General features: G+C 73.6%; 20 protein-coding genes. 10 read left to right on the top strand and 10 right to left on the bottom strand.

Going from position 1 to position 18,101, the window contains the following annotated elements; genetic code table 11:
- The first annotated feature begins 68 nt into the window (after positions 1-68).
- Positions 69-941, top strand: coding sequence for a universal stress protein (locus tag MTR79_RS19600; protein ID WP_102638234.1), 873 nt, complete (start codon positions 69-71; stop codon positions 939-941).
- 16 nt (positions 942-957) lie between these two features.
- Here the strand turns inward: MTR79_RS19600 and MTR79_RS19595 are convergent, their stop codons facing one another.
- The 3 genes from MTR79_RS19595 to MTR79_RS19585 form a co-directional block, all read right to left on the bottom strand.
- Entirely contained in the window at positions 958-2,229 is a 1,272-nt protein-coding gene (locus MTR79_RS19595; RefSeq protein ID WP_086700606.1) for a DUF4032 domain-containing protein, read from the bottom strand.
- Between the two features lie 56 nt (positions 2,230-2,285).
- Positions 2,286-3,041, bottom strand: coding sequence for an MBL fold metallo-hydrolase (locus tag MTR79_RS19590; protein ID WP_244791542.1), 756 nt, complete (start codon positions 3,039-3,041; stop codon positions 2,286-2,288).
- 463 nt (positions 3,042-3,504) lie between these two features.
- Complete coding sequence (locus MTR79_RS19585) at positions 3,505-4,143, bottom strand: alpha-ketoglutarate-dependent dioxygenase AlkB (RefSeq protein WP_086700609.1); 639 nt, start codon at positions 4,141-4,143, stop codon at positions 3,505-3,507.
- Between the two features lie 137 nt (positions 4,144-4,280).
- On the opposite strand from MTR79_RS19585, the gene MTR79_RS19580 reads away from it, so the two are divergent.
- Both MTR79_RS19580 and MTR79_RS19575 read left to right on the top strand, forming a co-directional pair.
- Positions 4,281-4,886 (top strand): TetR/AcrR family transcriptional regulator, encoded by a 606-nt coding sequence (locus MTR79_RS19580; RefSeq protein WP_048456604.1) that lies wholly within the window; start codon positions 4,281-4,283, stop codon positions 4,884-4,886.
- Positions 4,887-4,933: 47 nt separating this feature from the next.
- Positions 4,934-6,607 (top strand): FAD-binding dehydrogenase, encoded by a 1,674-nt coding sequence (locus MTR79_RS19575; RefSeq protein WP_244791540.1) that lies wholly within the window; start codon positions 4,934-4,936, stop codon positions 6,605-6,607.
- Between the two features lie 19 nt (positions 6,608-6,626).
- On the opposite strand, the gene MTR79_RS19570 is transcribed toward MTR79_RS19575, so the two are convergent.
- The 3 genes from MTR79_RS19570 to MTR79_RS19560 all read right to left on the bottom strand — a co-directional run bounded on the left by MTR79_RS19570 (position 6,627) and on the right by MTR79_RS19560 (position 8,875).
- Entirely contained in the window at positions 6,627-6,977 is a 351-nt protein-coding gene (locus tag MTR79_RS19570) for a DUF488 family protein (protein WP_156702813.1), read from the bottom strand.
- Between the two features lie 312 nt (positions 6,978-7,289).
- Complete coding sequence (locus tag MTR79_RS19565; RefSeq protein ID WP_048456607.1) at positions 7,290-7,547, bottom strand: WhiB family transcriptional regulator; 258 nt, start codon at positions 7,545-7,547, stop codon at positions 7,290-7,292.
- Positions 7,548-7,654: 107 nt separating this feature from the next.
- A complete protein-coding gene (locus MTR79_RS19560) occupies positions 7,655-8,875 on the bottom strand; it encodes a saccharopine dehydrogenase C-terminal domain-containing protein (protein WP_244791538.1) in 1,221 nt (406 codons plus the stop codon).
- Positions 8,876-9,016: 141 nt separating this feature from the next.
- Between MTR79_RS19560 and MTR79_RS19555 the strand changes: the two genes are divergently transcribed.
- Complete coding sequence (locus MTR79_RS19555) at positions 9,017-9,754, top strand: TetR/AcrR family transcriptional regulator (RefSeq protein ID WP_048456609.1); 738 nt, start codon at positions 9,017-9,019, stop codon at positions 9,752-9,754.
- On the opposite strand, the gene MTR79_RS19550 is transcribed toward MTR79_RS19555, so the two are convergent.
- Positions 9,720-10,616, bottom strand: a complete 897-nt coding sequence (locus MTR79_RS19550; RefSeq protein ID WP_244791536.1) for a LysR family transcriptional regulator ArgP — start codon at positions 10,614-10,616, stop codon at positions 9,720-9,722. The genes MTR79_RS19555 and MTR79_RS19550 overlap by 35 nt on opposite strands.
- A gap of 70 nt (positions 10,617-10,686) precedes the next feature.
- On the opposite strand from MTR79_RS19550, the gene MTR79_RS19545 reads away from it, so the two are divergent.
- Positions 10,687-11,307 carry a LysE/ArgO family amino acid transporter gene (locus MTR79_RS19545; protein WP_244791534.1) on the top strand — a complete coding sequence of 207 codons (621 nt, stop codon included), beginning with the start codon at positions 10,687-10,689 and terminating at the stop codon, positions 11,305-11,307.
- 71 nt (positions 11,308-11,378) lie between these two features.
- Positions 11,379-12,677, top strand: a complete 1,299-nt coding sequence (locus MTR79_RS19540; protein ID WP_244791532.1) for an MFS transporter — start codon at positions 11,379-11,381, stop codon at positions 12,675-12,677.
- Between the two features lie 53 nt (positions 12,678-12,730).
- Here the strand turns inward: MTR79_RS19540 and MTR79_RS19535 are convergent, their stop codons facing one another.
- From MTR79_RS19535 to MTR79_RS19525, 3 genes are all read right to left on the bottom strand, one after another.
- The gene (locus MTR79_RS19535) at positions 12,731-13,186 is read right to left on the bottom strand and encodes a cyclic nucleotide-binding domain-containing protein (RefSeq protein ID WP_086700621.1); all 456 of its coding nucleotides are present in this window, start codon (positions 13,184-13,186) and stop codon (positions 12,731-12,733) included.
- Positions 13,187-13,471: 285 nt separating this feature from the next.
- Complete coding sequence (locus MTR79_RS19530; RefSeq protein WP_189363932.1) at positions 13,472-14,938, bottom strand: aminotransferase class I/II-fold pyridoxal phosphate-dependent enzyme; 1,467 nt, start codon at positions 14,936-14,938, stop codon at positions 13,472-13,474.
- Positions 14,939-14,995: 57 nt separating this feature from the next.
- A complete protein-coding gene (locus tag MTR79_RS19525; protein ID WP_048456615.1) occupies positions 14,996-15,226 on the bottom strand; it encodes a hypothetical protein in 231 nt (76 codons plus the stop codon).
- A 148-nt stretch (positions 15,227-15,374) separates the two neighbouring features.
- Between MTR79_RS19525 and MTR79_RS19520 the strand changes: the two genes are divergently transcribed.
- The 4 genes from MTR79_RS19520 to MTR79_RS19505 all read left to right on the top strand — a co-directional run bounded on the left by MTR79_RS19520 (position 15,375) and on the right by MTR79_RS19505 (position 17,612).
- Positions 15,375-15,818 (top strand): ATP-binding protein, encoded by a 444-nt coding sequence (locus MTR79_RS19520; protein WP_086700624.1) that lies wholly within the window; start codon positions 15,375-15,377, stop codon positions 15,816-15,818.
- A gap of 219 nt (positions 15,819-16,037) precedes the next feature.
- On the top strand, positions 16,038-16,892 hold the full coding sequence (locus MTR79_RS19515) for a SigB/SigF/SigG family RNA polymerase sigma factor (protein WP_086700625.1): 855 nt from the start codon (positions 16,038-16,040) through the stop codon (positions 16,890-16,892).
- A 38-nt stretch (positions 16,893-16,930) separates the two neighbouring features.
- A complete protein-coding gene (locus tag MTR79_RS19510; protein WP_048456618.1) occupies positions 16,931-17,152 on the top strand; it encodes a DUF5133 domain-containing protein in 222 nt (73 codons plus the stop codon).
- 28 nt (positions 17,153-17,180) lie between these two features.
- Complete coding sequence (locus MTR79_RS19505) at positions 17,181-17,612, top strand: hypothetical protein (RefSeq protein WP_048456619.1); 432 nt, start codon at positions 17,181-17,183, stop codon at positions 17,610-17,612.
- The last annotated feature ends 489 nt before the right edge of the window (positions 17,613-18,101 follow it).

The raw sequence follows: 18,101 nt of genomic DNA, 5'->3' as shown, positions 1-18,101 counted from the left end.
GCGGTGCGGGGCGGCGCCGCGGTAGGGAAGACTGTCCGCGCAGGAATCACGAATCCGGGAGGAACCGCATGACGCGCCCGATCACGGCAGGGATCGACGGCACCGAGGAGAGCCTCGCGGCGCTGGCCTGGGCGGCCAGGGAGGCGGTCCGCCGGGACCTTCCGCTCAGGGTGGTGCACGCCTGGCGGTTCGAGGCGCACGACGCGCTGGAGACCGGGGACAGGGCGGCCCAGGAACAGTGGGTGCGGGACGCCGCCGAGGAGGCGGTGCGCGCCGTCCGTGAACACCACGGCGGCCTGGACGTCACCACGGACGTACTGGAGGGCGACGCCGTGGAGACACTGACGGCCGCTGCGGCGGACGCCGGGATGCTGGTGCTGGGCTCGCGCGGGCACGGGCGGCTCGTGGGCTTCCTGGTGGGCTCCGTCGGCCAGCAGGTGATCGTGGACGCCGCGTGCCCGGTGGTGTTCGTCCGGGCCGGCGACAAGGCCTCGGGCGAGGTGGCCGGGCACGAGATCGTGGTCGGCCAGGAGGGCGACCCGGAGGACAGCGCCGCCGCGCTCGGCTTCGCCTTCGAGACCGCCGCCCGCCGCGGCGCGACCGTGCGGGCCGTGCGCGCCTGGACGCTGCCGCCGGTGTTCGCCTACAGTCCCGCCTCCCTCCAGCTCCTCGACGACGCCGGCGGCCTCGAGCCGTTCGAGCGGAAGAACCTGGCGGCCGCGCTCGCGCCGTGGCGGGAGCGCTACCCGGACGTGCACGTCGTGGAGCACGTGGAGATGGGCAGCGCCGGGCAGGTGCTGCTGTCGGTGTCGGGCACGGCCCAGCTGATGGTCGTCGGCCGCCGCGCCCGCCGCTCCGCCGTGGGCGCCCGCATCGGCTCCGTCGCGGGCGGCGTGCTGCACCACGCGGACTGCCCGGTGGCCGTCGTGCCGCCCGCCTGACCCGGGGCGGGCCCGGCTACTCCTCCGCGGGCCGCAGCGGCTCCCGCCGCTTCGGCAGCACCCGCTGGATGTAGTCCACGACGGCGGTCTCCAGACCGATGTCGTGCTGGGCCCGCTCGGACAGGTACCAGCGGTGCTCCAGCAACTCGTGGTAGATCTGCGCGGGGTCCATCTGCCCGCGCAGCTCGGGCGGCACGGACCGCACGGTGGGCCGGAACACCTCGCGGACCCAGCGGTGCGCGAGCACCTCGGGACGGGCGCCATGGGGGTCCCCCGTGCTCGAGCGAAGCCGAGAGCTTGGGGAAGGGTCGTCCGGGGCGTAGTCGTCCTGGGTGGCCATCCAGCTCTCCAGGTCGTTCAGCAGCCGCCTGGCCTGGTTCTCCTCGGTGTCCAGACCGGTGAGCCGCAGCAGCTGACGCTGGTGGTGCCCGGCGTCCACGACTTTCGGCACGAAGGTCACCGAGTCGCCGTTGGAGGCGTGCTCGATCTGCATCTCGGCCACGTCGAAGCCGAGTTCGTTCAGGCGGCGGATGCGGCGCTCGATGTAGTGGTGCTTGCCGGCCGGGTACACCGAGGTGCGGGTCAGCTCCTTCCACAGCTCCTGGTAGCGGGCGCAGATCTCGGTGCCGAAGTCGATCGGGTCGACGGAGGGGTGCAGCGCGCCGGACGCCTCCAGGTCGAGCAGCTCGCCGCTGATATTGACCCGCGCCAGGTCCAGGTCGTACTCCCGCTGGCCGCGCGTCAGTTCGGGGTGCAGGTCGCCGGTCTCGGCGTCCACCAGATAGGCGGCGAAGGCGCCCGCGTCGCGCCGGAACAGCGTGTTGGACAGCGAGCAGTCGCCCCAGGCGAAACCGGCCAGGTGCAGCCGCACCAGCAGCACGGCGAGCGCGTCCATCAGCCGGTGCATGGTGGCCGGCCGCATCGTCGTCTCGAACATCGACCGGTACGGCATGGAACCGCCGAGGTGCCGGGTGATCAGCACGCACTCCAGCGGCTCCCCGTCCGGGTCGGTGCGGCCGGTGACCACGGCGAGCGGGTCCACCGCGGGGATGCCGATCCGGTCCAGGTCGCGCAGCAGTTCGTACTCGCGCAGCGCGGGACGCCGGGCGAGCTCCTTCACCGCGACCACCTCGTCGCCGGCGCGGGCGTAGCGCACGACGTGCCGGGAGATCCCGCGGGGCAGCGGCACCAGGTACTTGTCGGGCCACTCCTCCAGCGGCAGGTGCCACGGCAGTTCCAACAGGAGCGCGGGGTGCTCCGGGTTGGTGGCGTTGATCTGCAGTGCCATGGCGGCGGTGTCCTCGTCTCGAAGGTGATCGTCTTCCCGGTGATCGTCACCTCAGCCTATTGCGCGCGCTCCCGGGCGAGCAGGGCGGCGTCCCGCACGGGACCCCGGTGCAGCGGGCCGTGCCCGGGCAGCAGCAGGTCTCCGTCCAGCTCCGCCAGCACGTCCAGCGACCGCACGGCGCGGGCGCGCTCACGGTGGAACATGTCGGTCAGCATCTGCGGACCCTGGACGCGGGAGACGGGGTGCCCGCTGACCAGGGCGTCGCCGGACACCACCGCCCCGACGTGCGGCAGGTGGAAGGCACTGTGCCCCGCGGTGTGGCCGGGCGTGTGCACGGGCACGGGCCGGCCCGGCAGGTCGAGCGGCTCACCGTCGCCGGACACCGGGAACGGCTGGGGCGCGGTGACCGCCACGTTCGCCGTGCCGCCGGCGCGCAGGGCGTGCGCGGCCCACGGCAGCACGCCGGGACGCCAGCCGTTGCGCAGCACCCGCGCCGCGGTCACCTGGTGCAGGAAGTCGCGCCGGGCGTGCGGCACTTCCTCCTTGTGCGTGTACACGGGGATGCCGTGTGTCGCGCTCAGGAACTCGGCCGAGCCCAGGTGGTCGTTGTGCGCGTGTGTGACCAGCACGGCCGCCACCGCCTCCGGCGCGGCACCCACCTCCGCGAGTGAGCCGAGCAGCCCCGCGCGGTCGCCGGGATAGCCGGTGTCGATCAGGGTGACGGCGTCCCCCTCGGTGAGGATCACCCAGTTCGTGCTCGTGCCGTGCACCAGGAAGGTGCCGTCCGCCACCTGCCGCACCGTTGCCTTCATGGCCGCCTCGCCTGTCGTTCCTCGTGCCGGTCGAACAAGCACAGGAAAGCAGATCAGGGGGTGGGCGGGGGAGGCCGTCCGCCCCTCGGGCGTGCGGCCGGGCGCATCCCGGGCAGCCACCGCGTCGCCGCCCACCGCGGCGCCCCGAGTTCGTACGGCAGCACAACGGCGGGGCAGCCACGGCCGGGTACGCCAGGAACGGCGACGTCCGCCCCCGGCGGCCGGGGCGCGGGGCTCGGGCGGGACGGTCCAGCAGGCCGGGGACCGCCTGCACCCGGCACCACCCGTCCGCGCCGGACAGCGCGGGGCCGACGCGGTGAACGGGTCGTCGCCCCCTGCTTCCTCCTGGCGGACGACGACCGGGGACGCGGGCCGACGCGGCGCGTCGCTGTGCGGGCGGGCGTGCTCGGCGTGGTGCTGTGCGCCGGGGCCGCGCCCGGCTCCGTCGCGGTTCCGGGCGCGGTCAGTTCACCCCGCGCGGGCGGAACTGGATGCTGATGCGCGGTCCGGCGGCCCTGGTGCTCTTCGGCACGCAGTGCTCCCAGGTGCGCTGGCAGGAGCCGCCCATGACGACCAGGTCGCCGTGGCCCAGCGGGCGGCGCACGGTCTCGCCTCCGCCGACGGGGCGCAGCAGCAGGTCGCGGGGCGCACCCACGGACAGGATGGCGACCATCGTGTCCTCGCGGGCGCCCCGGCCGATCCGGTCACCGTGCCAGGCGACGCTGTCCCGGCCGTCGCGGTAGTAGCAGAGCCCGGCCGTGGCGAAGGGCTCGCCCAGCTCCTCCGCGTAATGGGCGCTGAGCGCGTCACGGGCCTCGGTGAGGACCGGATGGGGGAGGGGGGCGCCGACGCCGTAGTACGCGAGGAGCCGGGGCACGGAGACGACCTGGTCGTACATCTGGCGCCGCTCGGCCCGCCAGGGGGCCTCGGCGGCCAGGTGGTCGAAGAGCGCGTCGGAGCCGTGCAGCCAGCCGGGGAGCAGGTCGATCCAGGCGCCCCGGCCGAGTTCGGTGCGGCGCACCCCGTCGAGCGTGCCGAGCCGCAGCTCGTCGTCCTGGTCGAAGAGCGAGCCCTGGAGCGCCGGGAGGTGGTGCGTGCTCATGGGGACCAGCGTACCCCGAATCGAAAATACGTTCTAGAACGATCTCCGTCCCTGCGACCGTCCTGCTCCGGGGGCTGTCCGATACGCCGGTGTATCGGATACGTTCCCGTATCGGAGGACGGGGGAGGGGGCACAGCATGGCGGACACCAGGACCGGGCGCGTCACCGCGCGCCGGCTGCGCACCCGTGCCCAGCTGCTGGACGCGGCCTTCACGGTCCTCGCGGCCAAGGGCTTCGGGCACGTCTCCATCGAGGAGATCTGCGAGGCCGCCGGCTACACCCGGGGTGCCTTCTACTCCAACTTCGCCGGCCTGGACGAGCTGTTCTTCGCGCTCTACGCCCAGCGCGCCGACCTCATCGCCGAGCAGGTGGCCGGAGCCCTCGCCTCCGACGGACCCGACCTCGACGTGGCCGCCGCGGTCGACCGGGTCTCCGAGGTGCTGCTGCTGGACCGCGACTGGCTGCTGGTGAAGACCGACTTCCTGGTGCACGCCGCCCGCGACCCGCGCGTGGCGCACACGCTCCTCGACCACCGGGCCCGGCTACGGCGGGCCGTCGCCGACCGGCTGGAGCGGGCCCGTGGCCACACTACGCTCCCCGCCGTGCTCGGCGACGCCGAGGGCGCCGCGCACGCCGTGGTCGCCGCCTACGACGGCGTCACCACCCAACTGCTGCTGGACCGGGACGTCGAAGGCGCCCGGGCCTGGCTGAAACACCTGCTCACCGCGCTGCTCACCGGGTGAAGCCCCGGACGGCAGCCTCCGGACGCCAGAAGGAAGGGACGGTCGCCATGGATGCCGACGTCATCGTCGTCGGAGCGGGCCTCGCGGGCCTCGTCGCGGCCCATGAACTGACCAGCAAGGGCCGCAGGGTCGCCCTCGTCGACCAGGAGAACGCCGCCAACCTCGGCGGCCAGGCCTACTGGTCGTTCGGCGGGCTGTTCCTGGTGGGGTCGCCCGAGCAGCGCCGCCTCGGCGTCAAGGACTCCTTCGAGCTGGCCTGGAACGACTGGCAGGGCAGCGCCGCCTTCGACCGGACCGACGACGAGGACTCCTGGGCGCTGCGCTGGGCGCGCGCCTACGTCGAGTGGGCGGCGGGGGAGAAGCGCTCCTGGCTGGACGGCCACGGCATCACCTTCCTGCCCACCGTCGGCTGGGCCGAGCGCGGCGGCCTGCGCGCCGGCGGCCACGGCAACTCCGTGCCCCGCTTCCACATCGCCTGGGGCACCGGCATCGGCGTCGTCGCCCCCTTCGCGCGCTACGCCCGCGAGGCCGCGCGCGACGGACTGCTCACCTTCCACCACCGCCACCGCGTCGACGAGCTGGTCCTGGAGGACGGCGCCGCCCGCGGGGTGCGCGGCACCGTGCTGGCCGAGGACAACTCACCGCGCGGCGTCGCCTCCAGCCGCGAGGTGACCGGCGAGTTCGAGCTGACCGCGCAGGCCGTGATCGTCACCAGCGGCGGCATCGGCGCCGACCACGACATCGTCCGGAAGTACTGGCCCGACCGGCTGGGCACCCCGCCGCGCGAGATGGTCACCGGCGTCCCCGCGTACGTCGACGGGCGGATGCTGGACATCAGCGCCCGCGCGGGCGTCCGGCTGGTCAACCGCGACCGCATGTGGCACTACACCGAGGGCATCCGGAACTGGGACCCGGTCTGGCCGGGCCACGGCATCCGCATCCTCCCCGGCCCGTCCTCCATGTGGTTCGACGCGCTGGGCCGCCGGCTGCCCGAGCCCTGTCTGCCCGGCTACGACACCCTCGGCACCCTCGGGCACCTGCGCACCACTGAGGACATCGCCCCGTACGACCACTCCTGGTTCGTCCTCACCCGGAAGATCGTCGAGAAGGAGTTCGCGCTCTCCGGCTCCGAGCAGAACCCGGACATCACCGCCAAGGACCGGGCCGGATTCCTGCGCGAACGTGTCCTCGGGAAGGGAGCCCCGGGTCCGGTGGACGCCTTCCTGCGCAACGGCGCGGACTTCGTCACCGCCGACACCGTCGAGGAACTCGTCGGGAAGATGAACGCCCTCACCGACGAGCCGCTGCTCGACGCGGCACTCGTCCGGCGCCAGATCGAGGCGCGCGACCTCCAGATGGCCAACAGCTACAGCAAGGACGCCCAGGTGCAGGGCATCCGCAACGCCCGCCGCTACATCGGCGACCGGCTCGGCCGGGTCGCCACCCCGCACCGCATCCTCGACCCGGCGGCGGGCCCGCTGATCGGAGTCAAGCTGCACATCCTCACCCGCAAGACGCTCGGCGGCATCCAGACCGACCTGGACTCCCGCGCGCTGGGCGCCGACGGCAGCCCGGTCGACGGGCTGTACGCGGCCGGCGAGGTCGCGGGCTTCGGCGGCGGAGGCGTCCACGGCTACAACGCGCTCGAGGGCACCTTCCTCGGCGGCTGCCTCTTCTCGGGTCGCGCGGCGGGCCGGGCGGCGGCCGCGCAGACGGCGTAGCGCCGGCCGGAACGTCGCCTCACTCCGAGAGCAGCCGGGCCAGCACCTCCGCGTGACTGCGCTCCGGCTGCCTGGACGCGGTCAGCAGGGTCACCGTGCCCTTCCCGGCCAGCTCCCGCACCCGCTCCAGCGGCTCCGCCGCCTCCGGGTCGGCCAGCTCCGCCTCGTAGCGCTCGCGGAACTCCTCGAAGGTGCCCTCGTCGGCGTGGTACCAGCGGCGCAGTTCCGTGGACGGGGTCAGCCCCTTCGGCCACTCGTCGACATGGGCCGCGTCCTTCGCCAGGCCGCGCGGCCACAGCCGGTCGACGAGGACCCGCACCCCGTCGTCGGGCTCGGGCGGTTCGTAGACGCGCCGCACGCGCACGCTCATGGTGGGTCCCTTCCGCCTGAGTCGCTGCGAGCCTACTGCGACGCCCGGGCCCGGGCACGGCGAGCGGGGCGCCCCGCGTCGTCCCCGGGCGGTGGGTGCCGGCCGGGGACGACGCCGCGCGTGCCCGTCGTCAGCCGGCCGTGATGCGAGCGGTCAGCGGGGCGAGGTCGGCGGGGGTGTCCGGGGGCGGTCACCGGGGCGCCATCCGGGCCGGGTCGTCGTTTCCCGGCCGGCTGCGCGCACGGAAGAGGCCCCCGGGAGAATTCCCGGGGGCCACTCGCGCCGTCACTCCCGCATCGCCCGCCTCGTGCGTCAGGCCCTGCCCGACGAACGGCGGGCCGCGATGCGCCGCTTGAGCGCGCGGCGTTCCGTCTCGCTCGTGCCGCCCCACACACCGATGGACTGCCCCGTCTCCAGGGCCCACTCCAGGCACTGCTCCCGCACGGGGCAGCCGCGGCAGACCGCCTTGGCCTGCTCGGTCTGCAGCAGGGCCGGCCCGGAGGTGCCGATCGGGAAGAACAGCTCGGGATCCTCGGTCCGGCAGGCCGCGCTGTGCCGCCAGTTGTCCATCGAAAGTCACCTGCGTCCGAAGTCGGTGCGCACCCTTTCGGATGCCTTGCTTTCTTTCGGGTGACCTGTCAAGTCGTGGTGAAACAGCGCGATCCGCGTGGAAGCGGTCACTGCTCGCGCAGCCCCCAGGGCGAGCCGTACCCGGTGAGGAGGTCCAGGAACGGTCCGGCCGGGAACGCCTCGGGGCCGAGCACGCCCGCCCCGGACCAGGCGCCGGTCGCCAGCAGCTCCAGCGCGACGACCGGGTTGACGGCCGTCTGCCACACCACCGCCTGGCAGCCGTACTCGCTCATCGACCACTGGTTGTCGACCACGTGGTACAGGTACACCTCGCGCGGCGCCCCGTCCTTGGTGCCACGCACCCAGGTGCCCGCACAGGTCTTGCCGCGCATGCGGTCGCCGAGCGTCGCCGGGTCGGGAAGGCAGGCCGCGACGACGTCCCGGGGGGAGACCTTCACGGGCCCGTCCGGGCCGGGCACGGTGACCGGCTTGGTGCGGTCCAGGCCCAGCAGGTGCAGCGTGCGCAGGGTGTCGGTGAACTCGCGGCCCAGGCCGTACTTGAAGGTGACCCGGCGGGCGTCCACCCAGCGGGGAACCAGCAGCACCTCCTCGTGCTCCACGTTCACGCACTCCACCGGGCCGATGCCCTCGGGGAAGTCGAACACCTCGGGCTCGCTGAAGGGTTCGGTGGTGTACCAGCCGCGGTCCTTCTCGTAGACCACGGGCGGGTTGAGGCACTCCTCGATGGTGGTCCAGATGCTGAACGACGGCGCGAAGTCGTAGCCGTCCACCGTGAGGTTCGCGCCGTCGCGGACGCCGATCTCCTCGATCTCGTCGAAGAGTTCGTCGGCCGCGTACCGGGCGAACACGTCCGACAGGCCCGGCTCCACGCCCATCCCGACCAGCGCCAGCAGTCCGGCCTCCTCCCACTCGGCGGCCTGCGCGAACTGCTCGTCGCCCAACTTCACCCCGCACTCCTCGTGGGGCCGCTCGCCGTGCGGACGGGACAGGGACATCGCCATGTCGAGGTAGGCGGCGCCGCCCGCCCGCGCCGCGCGGAACAGCGGCATCACGAAACGGGGGTCGGTGGCGTTCAGCAGCACGTCGCAGCCGTGCCGCTCCAGCAGCGCCGTCACCTGCGCCTCGTCGCCGGCGTCGACCCGCTCGGCACGGAACCGGTCGCCGTCCGCGCCGAGCGCCGCGACCGCCGTCTCGGCGCGGGCCGGGTCGTAGTCGGCCACCACCATCAGCTCGAAGAACGGCCGCCGGGCCGCGATCCGGGTGACGGCGGTGCCCACACCGCCCGCTCCCACCAGCAGTACGCGCATGACGGAGCACTCCCTTTCGTCCTGTTGGATCCGTATGGATCCGCGAATGTTCTGCGGGGCCCTGACGTGATGAAACGCCGGGGCGGGACGTAAGGTCAATGGCGTTGGCATAAGGGGCTCAGGGGATGGGAGAGGCGGGACATGGCCAAGCGTGTGGTGCCCGAGGAGCGGCGGAGACGCCGCAGGCCGACCAGGAGCGGGGTCGTGCTCTCGGAGCGGCTGATCGTGGAGACCGCGCTGCGGCTGCTCCGGGAACACGGCAGCGCGGGCCTCACCGCCCGCCGCCTGGGACTCGCCCTCGACTGCGACCCGAGTGCGCTCTACCGGTACTTCCGCGGCATGGACGACCTGACCCTCGCCATCGGTGACGCGCTGATCGGCCAGGCGCTGGACGGCTGGCACCGCACCGGGCACTGGCGCCACGACCTGCGCGCCCTCGGCCTGCGCATCCACGCCGCCTACGTCTCCCACCCGCAGGCGGCCGTCCTCACCGCGAGCCGGGTCTCCGGCCGGGCCAACGAACTGGCCGCCGACGAGGCGGTGCTGGACGTGCTGCGCACCGCGGGTTTCCCGCCCGCCGACACCGTCCGCGTCTACCAGGCGTTCATCGACACCACGCTGGCGTTCGCCGCCCTCGACGCCGCCTCCCTCGCGCTGCCCGACGCGGCGCGGCGGGCCGACGAGGACATGTGGCGCTCGACCTACGCCCGGCTGTCCGCCGCCACCCATCCGCGCATCGCCGAGACCGCTCCGCTGCTCGCCGCCCGCATGGTCGAGAGCGCCTGTCCGACGGCGCTGGACATGCTGCTGTCGAGCGCGGAGCGGGAGCTGGCCGACCTCGCGGTCAAGGGCGCAGAGCCCGGGCCGCCGTCTCCATGACCGCGTCGGCGACCGCCGCGAGGGCGGGGGAGTTCAGCTTCCACTGCTGCCAGTACAGGGGCGCGTCGGCTTCCCGGCCCGGCGCGAACACCACGACCCGGCCCGCCCGCAGCAGCGGCACCGCCTGCGCCTCCGGCACCATGCCCCAGCCCAGTCCCGCCGCCACCGCCTCGGCGAACCCTTCCGACGTCGGCACGTAGTGGCGCAGGGTGCTCGCCCCCGTGCGGTCCCCGGTGAGCCGGCGCACGAATTCGTCCTGGAAGTCGTCCCGCCGGTCCAGGACCACCACCGGGGCCGCCGCCACCGACTCCTCCAGCGGCTCCGTCAGCAGCTCCGCGGCGAACGCCGGGCACGCCACCGGCAGGTAGCGCATGGCCCCCAGGCGCCGCACCGAGCAGCCCGGCACCGGGTCGGGGGAGGAGGTCACGGCGGCCATCACCGTGCCTTCGCGGAGCAGCGCCGCCGTGTGCGACTCGTCCTCCCGGCGCAGCTCGAAGCAGAGCCGGGACCGGGCGGGCAGCCGGACCAGGGCGTCCAGGAACCAGATGGCGAGCGAATCCGCGTTGACCGCGATCGACACCCTCGTGGGTTCGCCGGTGCCGCTCAGCCCCAGCTCCGCGTACGCGTCCCGCTCCAGCCGGGACACCTGCCGGGCCAGGCGCACCAGCACCTCGCCGGACTCGGTGGGCCGCACCGGGCGGGTGCGCAGCAGCAGCACCCTCCCGGTCCGCTGCTCCAGCGCCTTGACCCGCTGGCTGATCGCCGAGGGCGTCACGTGCAGCGCGGCGGCCGCCGCGTCGAACGTCCCCTCGTCGACCACCGCGAGCAGTGTCCGTACCTGGTCCAGCGGAAGATCCTTCATCACATCTGCTAAGGGTACGTAAGAATCCTCAGCTGTACTGAACAGGGCTGCCCGGCCTAACGTCGACGCCATGACCAGCGCTTTCGCCCCCGCCTTCGCCGGTTTCGGCACCGGACTGTCCCTCATCGTCGCCATCGGCGCGCAGAACGCCTTCGTGCTGCGCCAGGGGATCCGCAGGGACGCCCTGCTCGCCGTGGTCGGCATCTGCGCCCTGTCCGACGCGGTCCTCATCGCGCTCGGCGTCGGCGGTGTCGGCGCCGTCGTGGTGGCGTGGCCCGCGGCTCTGACGGTGGTGGCCTGGATCGGCGGCGTCTTCCTCCTCTGCTACGGCGCCCTGGCCGCGCGCAGGGCGGTCCGCCCGGCCTCCTCGGGCCTCGAGGCGGAGGGAGGGGCGGCGGCCGGGTCGCGGCGCCGGGCCGTGCTCACCTGTATCGCCCTGACCTGGCTCAACCCGCATGTCTACCTGGACACGGTGTTCCTCGTCGGCTCGGTCGCCGCCCATCACGGGACCGCACGCTGGACGTTCGGCGTCGGGGCCGCGCTGGCCAGCTTCTGCTGGTTCGCCGCACTCGGCTTCGGCGCGCGGCTGCTCGGCCGCTTCCTGGCCCGCCCGGCCGCCTGGCGGGTGCTGGACGCCCTGGTGGCCGCCACCATGATCGTCCTCGGTGTGACGCTCATCGCGGGAGCCTGAGGACGGGCCGCACCGGCGGCCTGCCATAGTGAGTCCCGGCCAAGTGGATGTAAGCACCAACCAGGACGGTCGTGGACACCAGCGAGAGCAGCACCGGACCCCGGACACCGAAGGCGGAACAGGACGACGGCGGACCGCGCGGATGGCGCCGCTTCGCCATGGACACCCGGCCGCTGCGCCGCCCCGCCTACCGCCGCCTGTGGGCCTCCACCGTGGTCACCGCGGTCGGCAGCCAGCTCACCGCCGTCGCGGTGCCCAAGCAGATCTACGACATCACCGGCTCCTCCGCCTGGGTCGGCGCCGCCGGCCTCGCCGGACTGCTGCCGCTGATCGTGTTCGCCCTGTGGGGCGGCGCGATCGCCGACAGCATGGACCGCCGCACACTGCTGCTGCTCACCAACACCGGCATCGCGGTCACCTCGCTGCTGTTCTGGGTCCAGGCCTTCGCCGGCCTGGAGTCCGTCTGGACGCTGATGCTGCTGCTCGCGCTCCAGCAGGCCTTCTGGGGGCTGAACGCGCCCGCCCGCAGTGCCTCCATCGCCCGCCTGGTACCCGCTGACGAACTGCCCGCCGCCAACGCGCTGGGCTCCACCGTGATGCAGACCGGCCAGATCGCCGGGCCGCTCCTCGCGGGCGCCCTCATCCCCGTGATCGGGCTGGCCGAGCTCTATCTGATCGACGCCCTCGCACTGTGCGTCACCGTCTGGGCGGTGTACCGCTTGCCCGCCCTGCCGCCGCTCACCGCCGCCAAGGCCGGGAGCGCCGGACTGCGCGGCGTCCTGGAGGGCTTCCGCTACATCTCGGGGCACGCGGTCCTGCTGCTGTCGTTCCTCGCCGACATCGTCGCCATGGTCCTCGGCATGCCCCGCGCCCTGTTCCCGCAGCTCGCCTCCGAGACCTACGCCCCGTACGGGGAGGGTTTCGCGCTGGGCCTGCTGTTCGCCGCGATCCCGCTCGGCGCGGTGCTGGGCGGGCTGTTCTCCGGCACGTTCTCCCGGGCGCGGCGGCACGGCTGGATGGTGATCGGCTCGGTCGTGGTGTGGGGGCTGGCCGTCGCCGGGTCGGGGCTCAGCGGCAGCCTGTGGCTCGCGGTCGCCTTCCTCGCCCTCGCCGGGGTCGCGGACATGGTGTCCATGGTGTTCCGCGGGGCGATCCTGCTGTCCGCCGCGACCGACGAGATGCGGGGACGCATGCAGGGCGTCTTCACCGTCGTCGTGGCCGGAGGCCCCCGCCTCGCGGACGTGCTGCACGGCACCGCCGGCTCCGCCTTCGGCCCTCGCACGGCCATCGCGGGCGGCGGGGTCCTGGTCGTCGTGGTGATGCTGGCGCTGGCCGCGGCCATACCGGCGCTGCGCCGCTACCGGGTCTGACCGCGTTCCGCAGCCCGAAGCCGCGTCACCCTGCAGCCCGGAGCCGCGTCGTTCTACAGCACGAAGCCGCGCCGCATCGCGTACTGCTCCATCAGCTGGCCGCGGGTCGTCTCCAGCCGGTGCGCGAGCACCTCGGCGACACAGCGGACCAGCGACAACCCGAGGGCGGTGTCCGCCTCGCACACCTTCAGCACGGTCGCCGCGTCGAACTCGTAGGCCCGGACCGGGGTGAACGCCAGCGCCCCGAAATCCCACTCGTACGGGGGGAACAGCCAGGACCAGCCCAGCAGGTCACCCGCGCCGAGCCCGGCGACGGTGACCCGCTGCACCTCGTTCAGCCGCTGGTCCAGGGAGACGGCGCCGGAGCGTATGACCCAGAAGCGGTCGGCGTGCCCTCCGGATTCGAAGATGCGGGTGTCCTCCGGGAAGTACACCTCACGGGCCAGCGTCATCAGGTGCTCGCGCTGGTGGTGGGGGAGGGCGGTCAGGAGTTTGATCGCTTTGGTCATGGGACGGGGCTCCTCGCCGGGATACGGTCCGGGTGCATTCCCTCCCTACTCATTTCAGCCGCTGCCGCCGTTCGGGGCACCTCGGCGGAGGGATCCGGTCCGGAGAGCCGCGGCCGGGCCGTGTCAGGGCGTGAAAAAGCCCTGGCTGGACGGGGGAAGCCAGCCAGGGCCGTAAGCGGTGGTGTCCGGAGGAGTCTGGTCGACCCCGTCACCACGTATGAGTGAACGATAAACCATTGACCAGGGGTTCGCGTAATCGGGGGTCCACGCGCCCCCGTACGGCCGCTACGCGACGACCCGCACCGTCTCCAGGTCCGGGTCCGTCGGGTCCGGGAGGTACATCCCCGCCTCGAGGCCGGTCCGCAGATACCGCAGCACCGGCTCGGTCAGCCGTTCGCCGGGCAGCACCGCGGGGATCCCGGGCGGGTACGGCGTGATCATCTCCGCCGCGATCCGCCCGGCGGCCTTCTCCGCCGGCACGTCCTCGGCCGGACCGAAGAACGCGTCCCGCGGCAGTGCCGCCTGCTCCATCCGCAGCTCGCCCGGCTCCGGCACCGCGACCGGCGGACCGCCGCGCAGCCCGGGCGCCGCCCGCCCCAGTTCACGCAGCGCCGACAGCAGCTCCCCGGTGGTCTCCCGGTCGTCGCCGTGCGTGATCTGCGTGCCGATGCGCCGGTGGTCGACCAGGTGGGCGTCGACCGCCCGGTGCTCGCGCAGCCAGTCCGCCGCCCGGTAGCCCGTGATGCCCAGTTCCTGTATGTCGATCACACACGGCAGAGGGTCGAAGTCGTCCGCGAGACCCGGCCCGCAGTAGTCGTCCCGCCCGTCCACGTGCATCCCGTCGATCTCCTCGATCGCCGCCCGGACCTCGCCGGCCAGCGCCAGCGCCGACCCCATCAGCTCCTCGCCCCGCAGCGCCATCTGCCGCCGCCAGCCGTCCAGACCCGCGAAGATCAGCACCGAGGGACTGGTGGTGCCGAGCAGATCGGCACGCGTGCCCAGGACCGCCGGCGGCACCAGATCCCCCTGGAGGTGGAACACCGAGCCCTGCTCGAGCCCGCTGCCCATCTTGTGGATGCTCGTCACGCAGATGTCCGCGCCCGCGTCCATCGCCCACGACGGCAGCTCAGGGTGGAAGGGCAGATGCGCGCCCCACGCCTCGTCCACGATCAGCGGGCGCCCGCGCCGGTGGCAGACCTCGGCGATCTCCCGCAGCGCCGCCGCCGCGCCGTACGGCGTCGGGCTGGTCACCAGGGCGCCGCGGGCGTCCGGATGCGCCTCGAAGGCCGCCTCGAACTCCGCGGCCGACGGCGGGTGCGCCACATGCCTTCCGGCGTCCCAGCGCGGCTCCACCCACACCGGCTCGACGCCGGACAGGATCAGCCCCGACACCACCGACTTGTGGGCGTCCCTGCCGATCAGCAGCTTCTCGTGCGGCCCCGCCACCGACAGCATCGCCGCCTTCACCGACAGGGAGCTGCCGCACGTGCTGAAGAAGGTGTGTTCGGCGTGCACCGCGTCGGCCATCAGCTCCTGCGCCGACTGGAGCACGCGGCCCCGGGTCAGCCGGTCGTCCAGCCCGCCCGTCGCCAGCACGTCCCCCAGGAAGACGGCGTCCCCCAGCAACTCGCGCACCGCCGGATCCGCTCCGCGCGCCTGCTTGTGACCCGGGGGCGTGAACCCCAGCCGTCCGCTGCGGTGGTACTCCTCCAGCGCTTCCAGAACCGGTGCCCGGTGATGTTCGGCAGTCATGCGTCGCCGGGTTCCCGGCCCCTCCGGCGCCAATCCGCCGCGCCCCTCGCGGCCGTGTCAGCCGGGAGTCCCGTGCTTGCCCGGCGTCAGGATCTCGTCCAGCACCCGCAGCACCACCCCGTAGGCCACCGTACGGACCTCGGCGTCCCGCGCCTCGGCGGCGTCCCCCGGATCCTCCCGGCCCAGCCGCTCGCCCCGGGCCCGCCAGGCCCGCTCCTCCTGGGCCGCACAGGCGCGTGCCCGCTGGATGCGCCGCAGCAGTTCGTCCGAGTCCACCACATCGGTCATGCGGCCCGGGTACCCGCAGTGGGCGTGCGGTCACGGGGCAGGCGGGAAACGCCCCGGGAGGTTTGCCTCAACCGTGACAGGTGAGCCGAAAAGGGAGGTCCGAGGCGAAACCGCCAAGTGCTGACACCGAGACCCAGGGAGTCGCCCCATGAGCGAGGAGCACCTCATCGAACCCGTTGTCCGGCTGCCCGGCGACCGGCCCGCCGGGCAGCCGTGCCCGTCCCGGCCCGCCGAGGTGCGCGAGGCCGTGCTGCGGGCGGTGACCGAACGCTGTCTGGCCACACGGACCCCTTGCGACACCGAGGCGCTGGCCGACGCCCTGCTCGTCGCCTCCGAGCTCACCACCAACGCCATCCTGCACGGCGGGGGAGTCACCGGCTTCGAGGTCGACGTCGACGGCCCCGGCGTCCTGCTGTCCGTCAGCGACCGCAGCGACGCACTCCCCGTCGCCGTGCCGCCCGTCGACGGCGAGGGCCGGCGCCGCCCGGGCGGCCACGGCTGGCCCATCGTGTGCCGCCTGGCCCGCGACGTACAGGTGTCCGACCTGCCCGCCGGCGGCAAGCGGATCACCGCCCTCGTCTCCCTGGTCTGAGCGGCCCCGGGCGGCCCTTCGGGCCCCCGGCGAAGGTCCGCGGCAATTTCCGCGCAGAAGCGGAGTTTGTTCTACCGGGCCGGGGGCAATCGGAGGTTCGTGCTTCGGACCGGAGGCGCGCCGGCGGGAGTGGTACGACCGCACCGGGACCCCTCCGTGCGTCCCGCGACGACCACCCCGCGGTAGATCCCTGAAACCACCGTTCGGGAGCTGAACCGCATGCTCATTGACACGTCCGCACCGCGTCCCGGCTTCTCCGGAACGACCCCCGCCGCCACCCGCCGGCGGCACGACGACGCCCCCGACACCACGACGCTCTTCTCACGGCTGGCGACCCTCGAGGACGGACCCGAGCGGGAAGCCGTCCGGGACGAGCTCGTCACCGCCTGGCTGCCCATGGCCCACCGGATCGCCGGCCGCTTCCGCGACCGCGGCGAGTCCATCGAGGACCTGCGCCAGGTCGCGGCCCTGGGCCTGGTCAAGGCCATCGACCGGTTCGACCCGAGCCGCGGGGCCTTCGAGAGCTACGCCGTCCCCACCATCACCGGTGAGGTCAAGCGCCACTTCCGGGACCGCATGTGGGCGCTGCGCGTGCCCCGCCGGATCCAGGAGCTGCGCAACAAGGTCCGCGTCGCCCGCCGCGAGCTCACCCAGAACCCCGGCAGCCCCGAGCCGTCCGTGGCGGACATCGCCGCGCACACCGGGCTGACCGAGGAGGAGGTGTCCGCCGGCATGGAGGCGCTGGAGAGCTTCAGCACCCTGTCCCTGGACGCCGAACTCTCCACCGACGACGACGGCTACAGCCTCGCCGACACCCTCGGCGCCTCCGACTCCTCCTACGACGTGGTGGTCGACCGGGAGTCGGCCAAGGAGGGGCTGCGGCGCCTGCCTGAGCGGGAGCGCGCCATCCTCTACATGCGCTTCTTCGAGGACATGACCCAGAGCCGGATCGCCGACCGGCTGGGCATCTCCCAGATGCACGTCTCCCGCCTGATCAGCCGCAGCTGCGCCCGCGTGCGCGCCGACGTGCTGGGGCAGCACGCCGCCCGAGGCGGCGGCCGGCCCACCGCCTGACCCTCCACCCCGCACCGTTCGCCGAGAAAGCGAGTCCCATGCTCAAGCCTCACCCCACCGTGCTGCGCCGTCTGGTCGAGGAGTACGAGACCCTGACGGCGGCCCCGGCGACCGCTCCCGAGTCGCGGATCGCCGACGTGGCCTACACCCTGTGCGTATCGACCGGTACCCGGGACGTGGGCATGGCGCTCGCCACGGCCCGTGCCTGGCTGACGCCGGACGGACGTGACACCGCCGCGGCGGCGCCTGCCGCCGTGTGACCCGAGGCAGGAAGGGAACCCGAGGCCCATGAGCGAATCCGAGTTCACCCCGGAGAACCGCCCCGTGGACGTGTACCTCGACCTGCTGCGGGTGCGGATGGACACGGAGGACTACCGGCTTCTGCTCCGACTGGTGGAGCCGGTCCTCGAGGCCATCGACGAGCACCGCCTCTCGGGCCTCGACCTCGCGCTGGACGGCGGGGACGAGGAGCTCCCCCAGGAGGTCCGCGACGAGGCCGCCCTGGTCATCGCCACGGCGGTCACCGGCCGCCTGGACAACGAGGTGGTCGAGCTCGACGTCGACGACGACACCGGGCCGGTACGGGTGGTCACCGACGCGGAGACCGCGGCGGATCCCTCCCGGCTGGGCGAGATCGCCGGGATGATCCGCGACCGCCACCGCCAGAACGAGGAGCTTCGAGGCATCGCCGAGGCCAGCGGCCTCCCCACGGATTTCTGAACCACCTCCCTCCCCCTCACCGCCGGGGCCCCGGATCATCGGATCCGGGGCCCCGGCGCCGTGCGTGCGCGCGGCCGCGTCCGGGGACCGAGTCCGCCTCGGGAGCGTGCCGGTCCGACGCCGTGGGCGTCGGCGCGCGGCCGACAGCGGCGGTCAGTCGCGAGGCGCCGGTCGTGGGACGAGGCGCTCGTCCGCCGCACGGCGCGGGCTCGGATGCCCGGCTGCGCAGGTCGATGCCGCCGGGCGAGGCCACCTGTGCCGTGGGCAGAACAGACTGTCACGGACAGGCGTGGAGGCGCCGCGAGAGCGTGAGGGCTTCGCTGAGGCAGGCCGGCGTGGGCACAGAGCGCCGCGACGGCGAACGGCGGCACCGCGAGCGGGGCCGTGGCAGGCCGTGGGTCCGCTGGGCGTGGGTGCGGGCAGTAGGGGTCGGTGAGGGCTCGCCGCGTAGGGGGCCGTGAGTTCGCCGGGCGTGCCCTGCGGGTTTGG

Source organism: Streptomyces sp. BJ20, from assembly GCF_022869105.1.
In the GTDB taxonomy this organism is placed as follows: domain Bacteria; phylum Actinomycetota; class Actinomycetes; order Streptomycetales; family Streptomycetaceae; genus Streptomyces; species Streptomyces griseoincarnatus.
This window is presented reverse-complemented; position numbering and strand designations above follow the sequence as displayed.

Bases quoted from the DNA above. Each gene is read 5' to 3' on its own strand.
- MTR79_RS19600 (WP_102638234.1), top strand. From the start codon at position 69: ATGACGCGCCCGATCACGGCAGGGATCGACGGCACCGAGGAGAGCCTC.
- MTR79_RS19595 (WP_086700606.1), bottom strand. From the start codon at position 2,229: ATGGCACTGCAGATCAACGCCACCAACCCGGAGCACCCCGCGCTCCTG.
- MTR79_RS19590 (WP_244791542.1), bottom strand. From the start codon at position 3,041: ATGAAGGCAACGGTGCGGCAGGTGGCGGACGGCACCTTCCTGGTGCAC.
- MTR79_RS19585 (WP_086700609.1), bottom strand. From the start codon at position 4,143: ATGAGCACGCACCACCTCCCGGCGCTCCAGGGCTCGCTCTTCGACCAG.
- MTR79_RS19580 (WP_048456604.1), top strand. From the start codon at position 4,281: ATGGCGGACACCAGGACCGGGCGCGTCACCGCGCGCCGGCTGCGCACC.
- MTR79_RS19575 (WP_244791540.1), top strand. From the start codon at position 4,934: ATGGATGCCGACGTCATCGTCGTCGGAGCGGGCCTCGCGGGCCTCGTC.
- MTR79_RS19570 (WP_156702813.1), bottom strand. From the start codon at position 6,977: ATGAGCGTGCGCGTGCGGCGCGTCTACGAACCGCCCGAGCCCGACGAC.
- MTR79_RS19565 (WP_048456607.1), bottom strand. From the start codon at position 7,547: ATGGACAACTGGCGGCACAGCGCGGCCTGCCGGACCGAGGATCCCGAG.
- MTR79_RS19560 (WP_244791538.1), bottom strand. From the start codon at position 8,875: ATGCGCGTACTGCTGGTGGGAGCGGGCGGTGTGGGCACCGCCGTCACC.
- MTR79_RS19555 (WP_048456609.1), top strand. From the start codon at position 9,017: ATGGCCAAGCGTGTGGTGCCCGAGGAGCGGCGGAGACGCCGCAGGCCG.
- MTR79_RS19550 (WP_244791536.1), bottom strand. From the start codon at position 10,616: ATGAAGGATCTTCCGCTGGACCAGGTACGGACACTGCTCGCGGTGGTC.
- MTR79_RS19545 (WP_244791534.1), top strand. From the start codon at position 10,687: ATGACCAGCGCTTTCGCCCCCGCCTTCGCCGGTTTCGGCACCGGACTG.
- MTR79_RS19535 (WP_086700621.1), bottom strand. From the start codon at position 13,186: ATGACCAAAGCGATCAAACTCCTGACCGCCCTCCCCCACCACCAGCGC.
- MTR79_RS19530 (WP_189363932.1), bottom strand. From the start codon at position 14,938: ATGACTGCCGAACATCACCGGGCACCGGTTCTGGAAGCGCTGGAGGAG.
- MTR79_RS19525 (WP_048456615.1), bottom strand. From the start codon at position 15,226: ATGACCGATGTGGTGGACTCGGACGAACTGCTGCGGCGCATCCAGCGG.
- MTR79_RS19520 (WP_086700624.1), top strand. From the start codon at position 15,375: ATGAGCGAGGAGCACCTCATCGAACCCGTTGTCCGGCTGCCCGGCGAC.
- MTR79_RS19515 (WP_086700625.1), top strand. From the start codon at position 16,038: ATGCTCATTGACACGTCCGCACCGCGTCCCGGCTTCTCCGGAACGACC.
- MTR79_RS19510 (WP_048456618.1), top strand. From the start codon at position 16,931: ATGCTCAAGCCTCACCCCACCGTGCTGCGCCGTCTGGTCGAGGAGTAC.
- MTR79_RS19505 (WP_048456619.1), top strand. From the start codon at position 17,181: ATGAGCGAATCCGAGTTCACCCCGGAGAACCGCCCCGTGGACGTGTAC.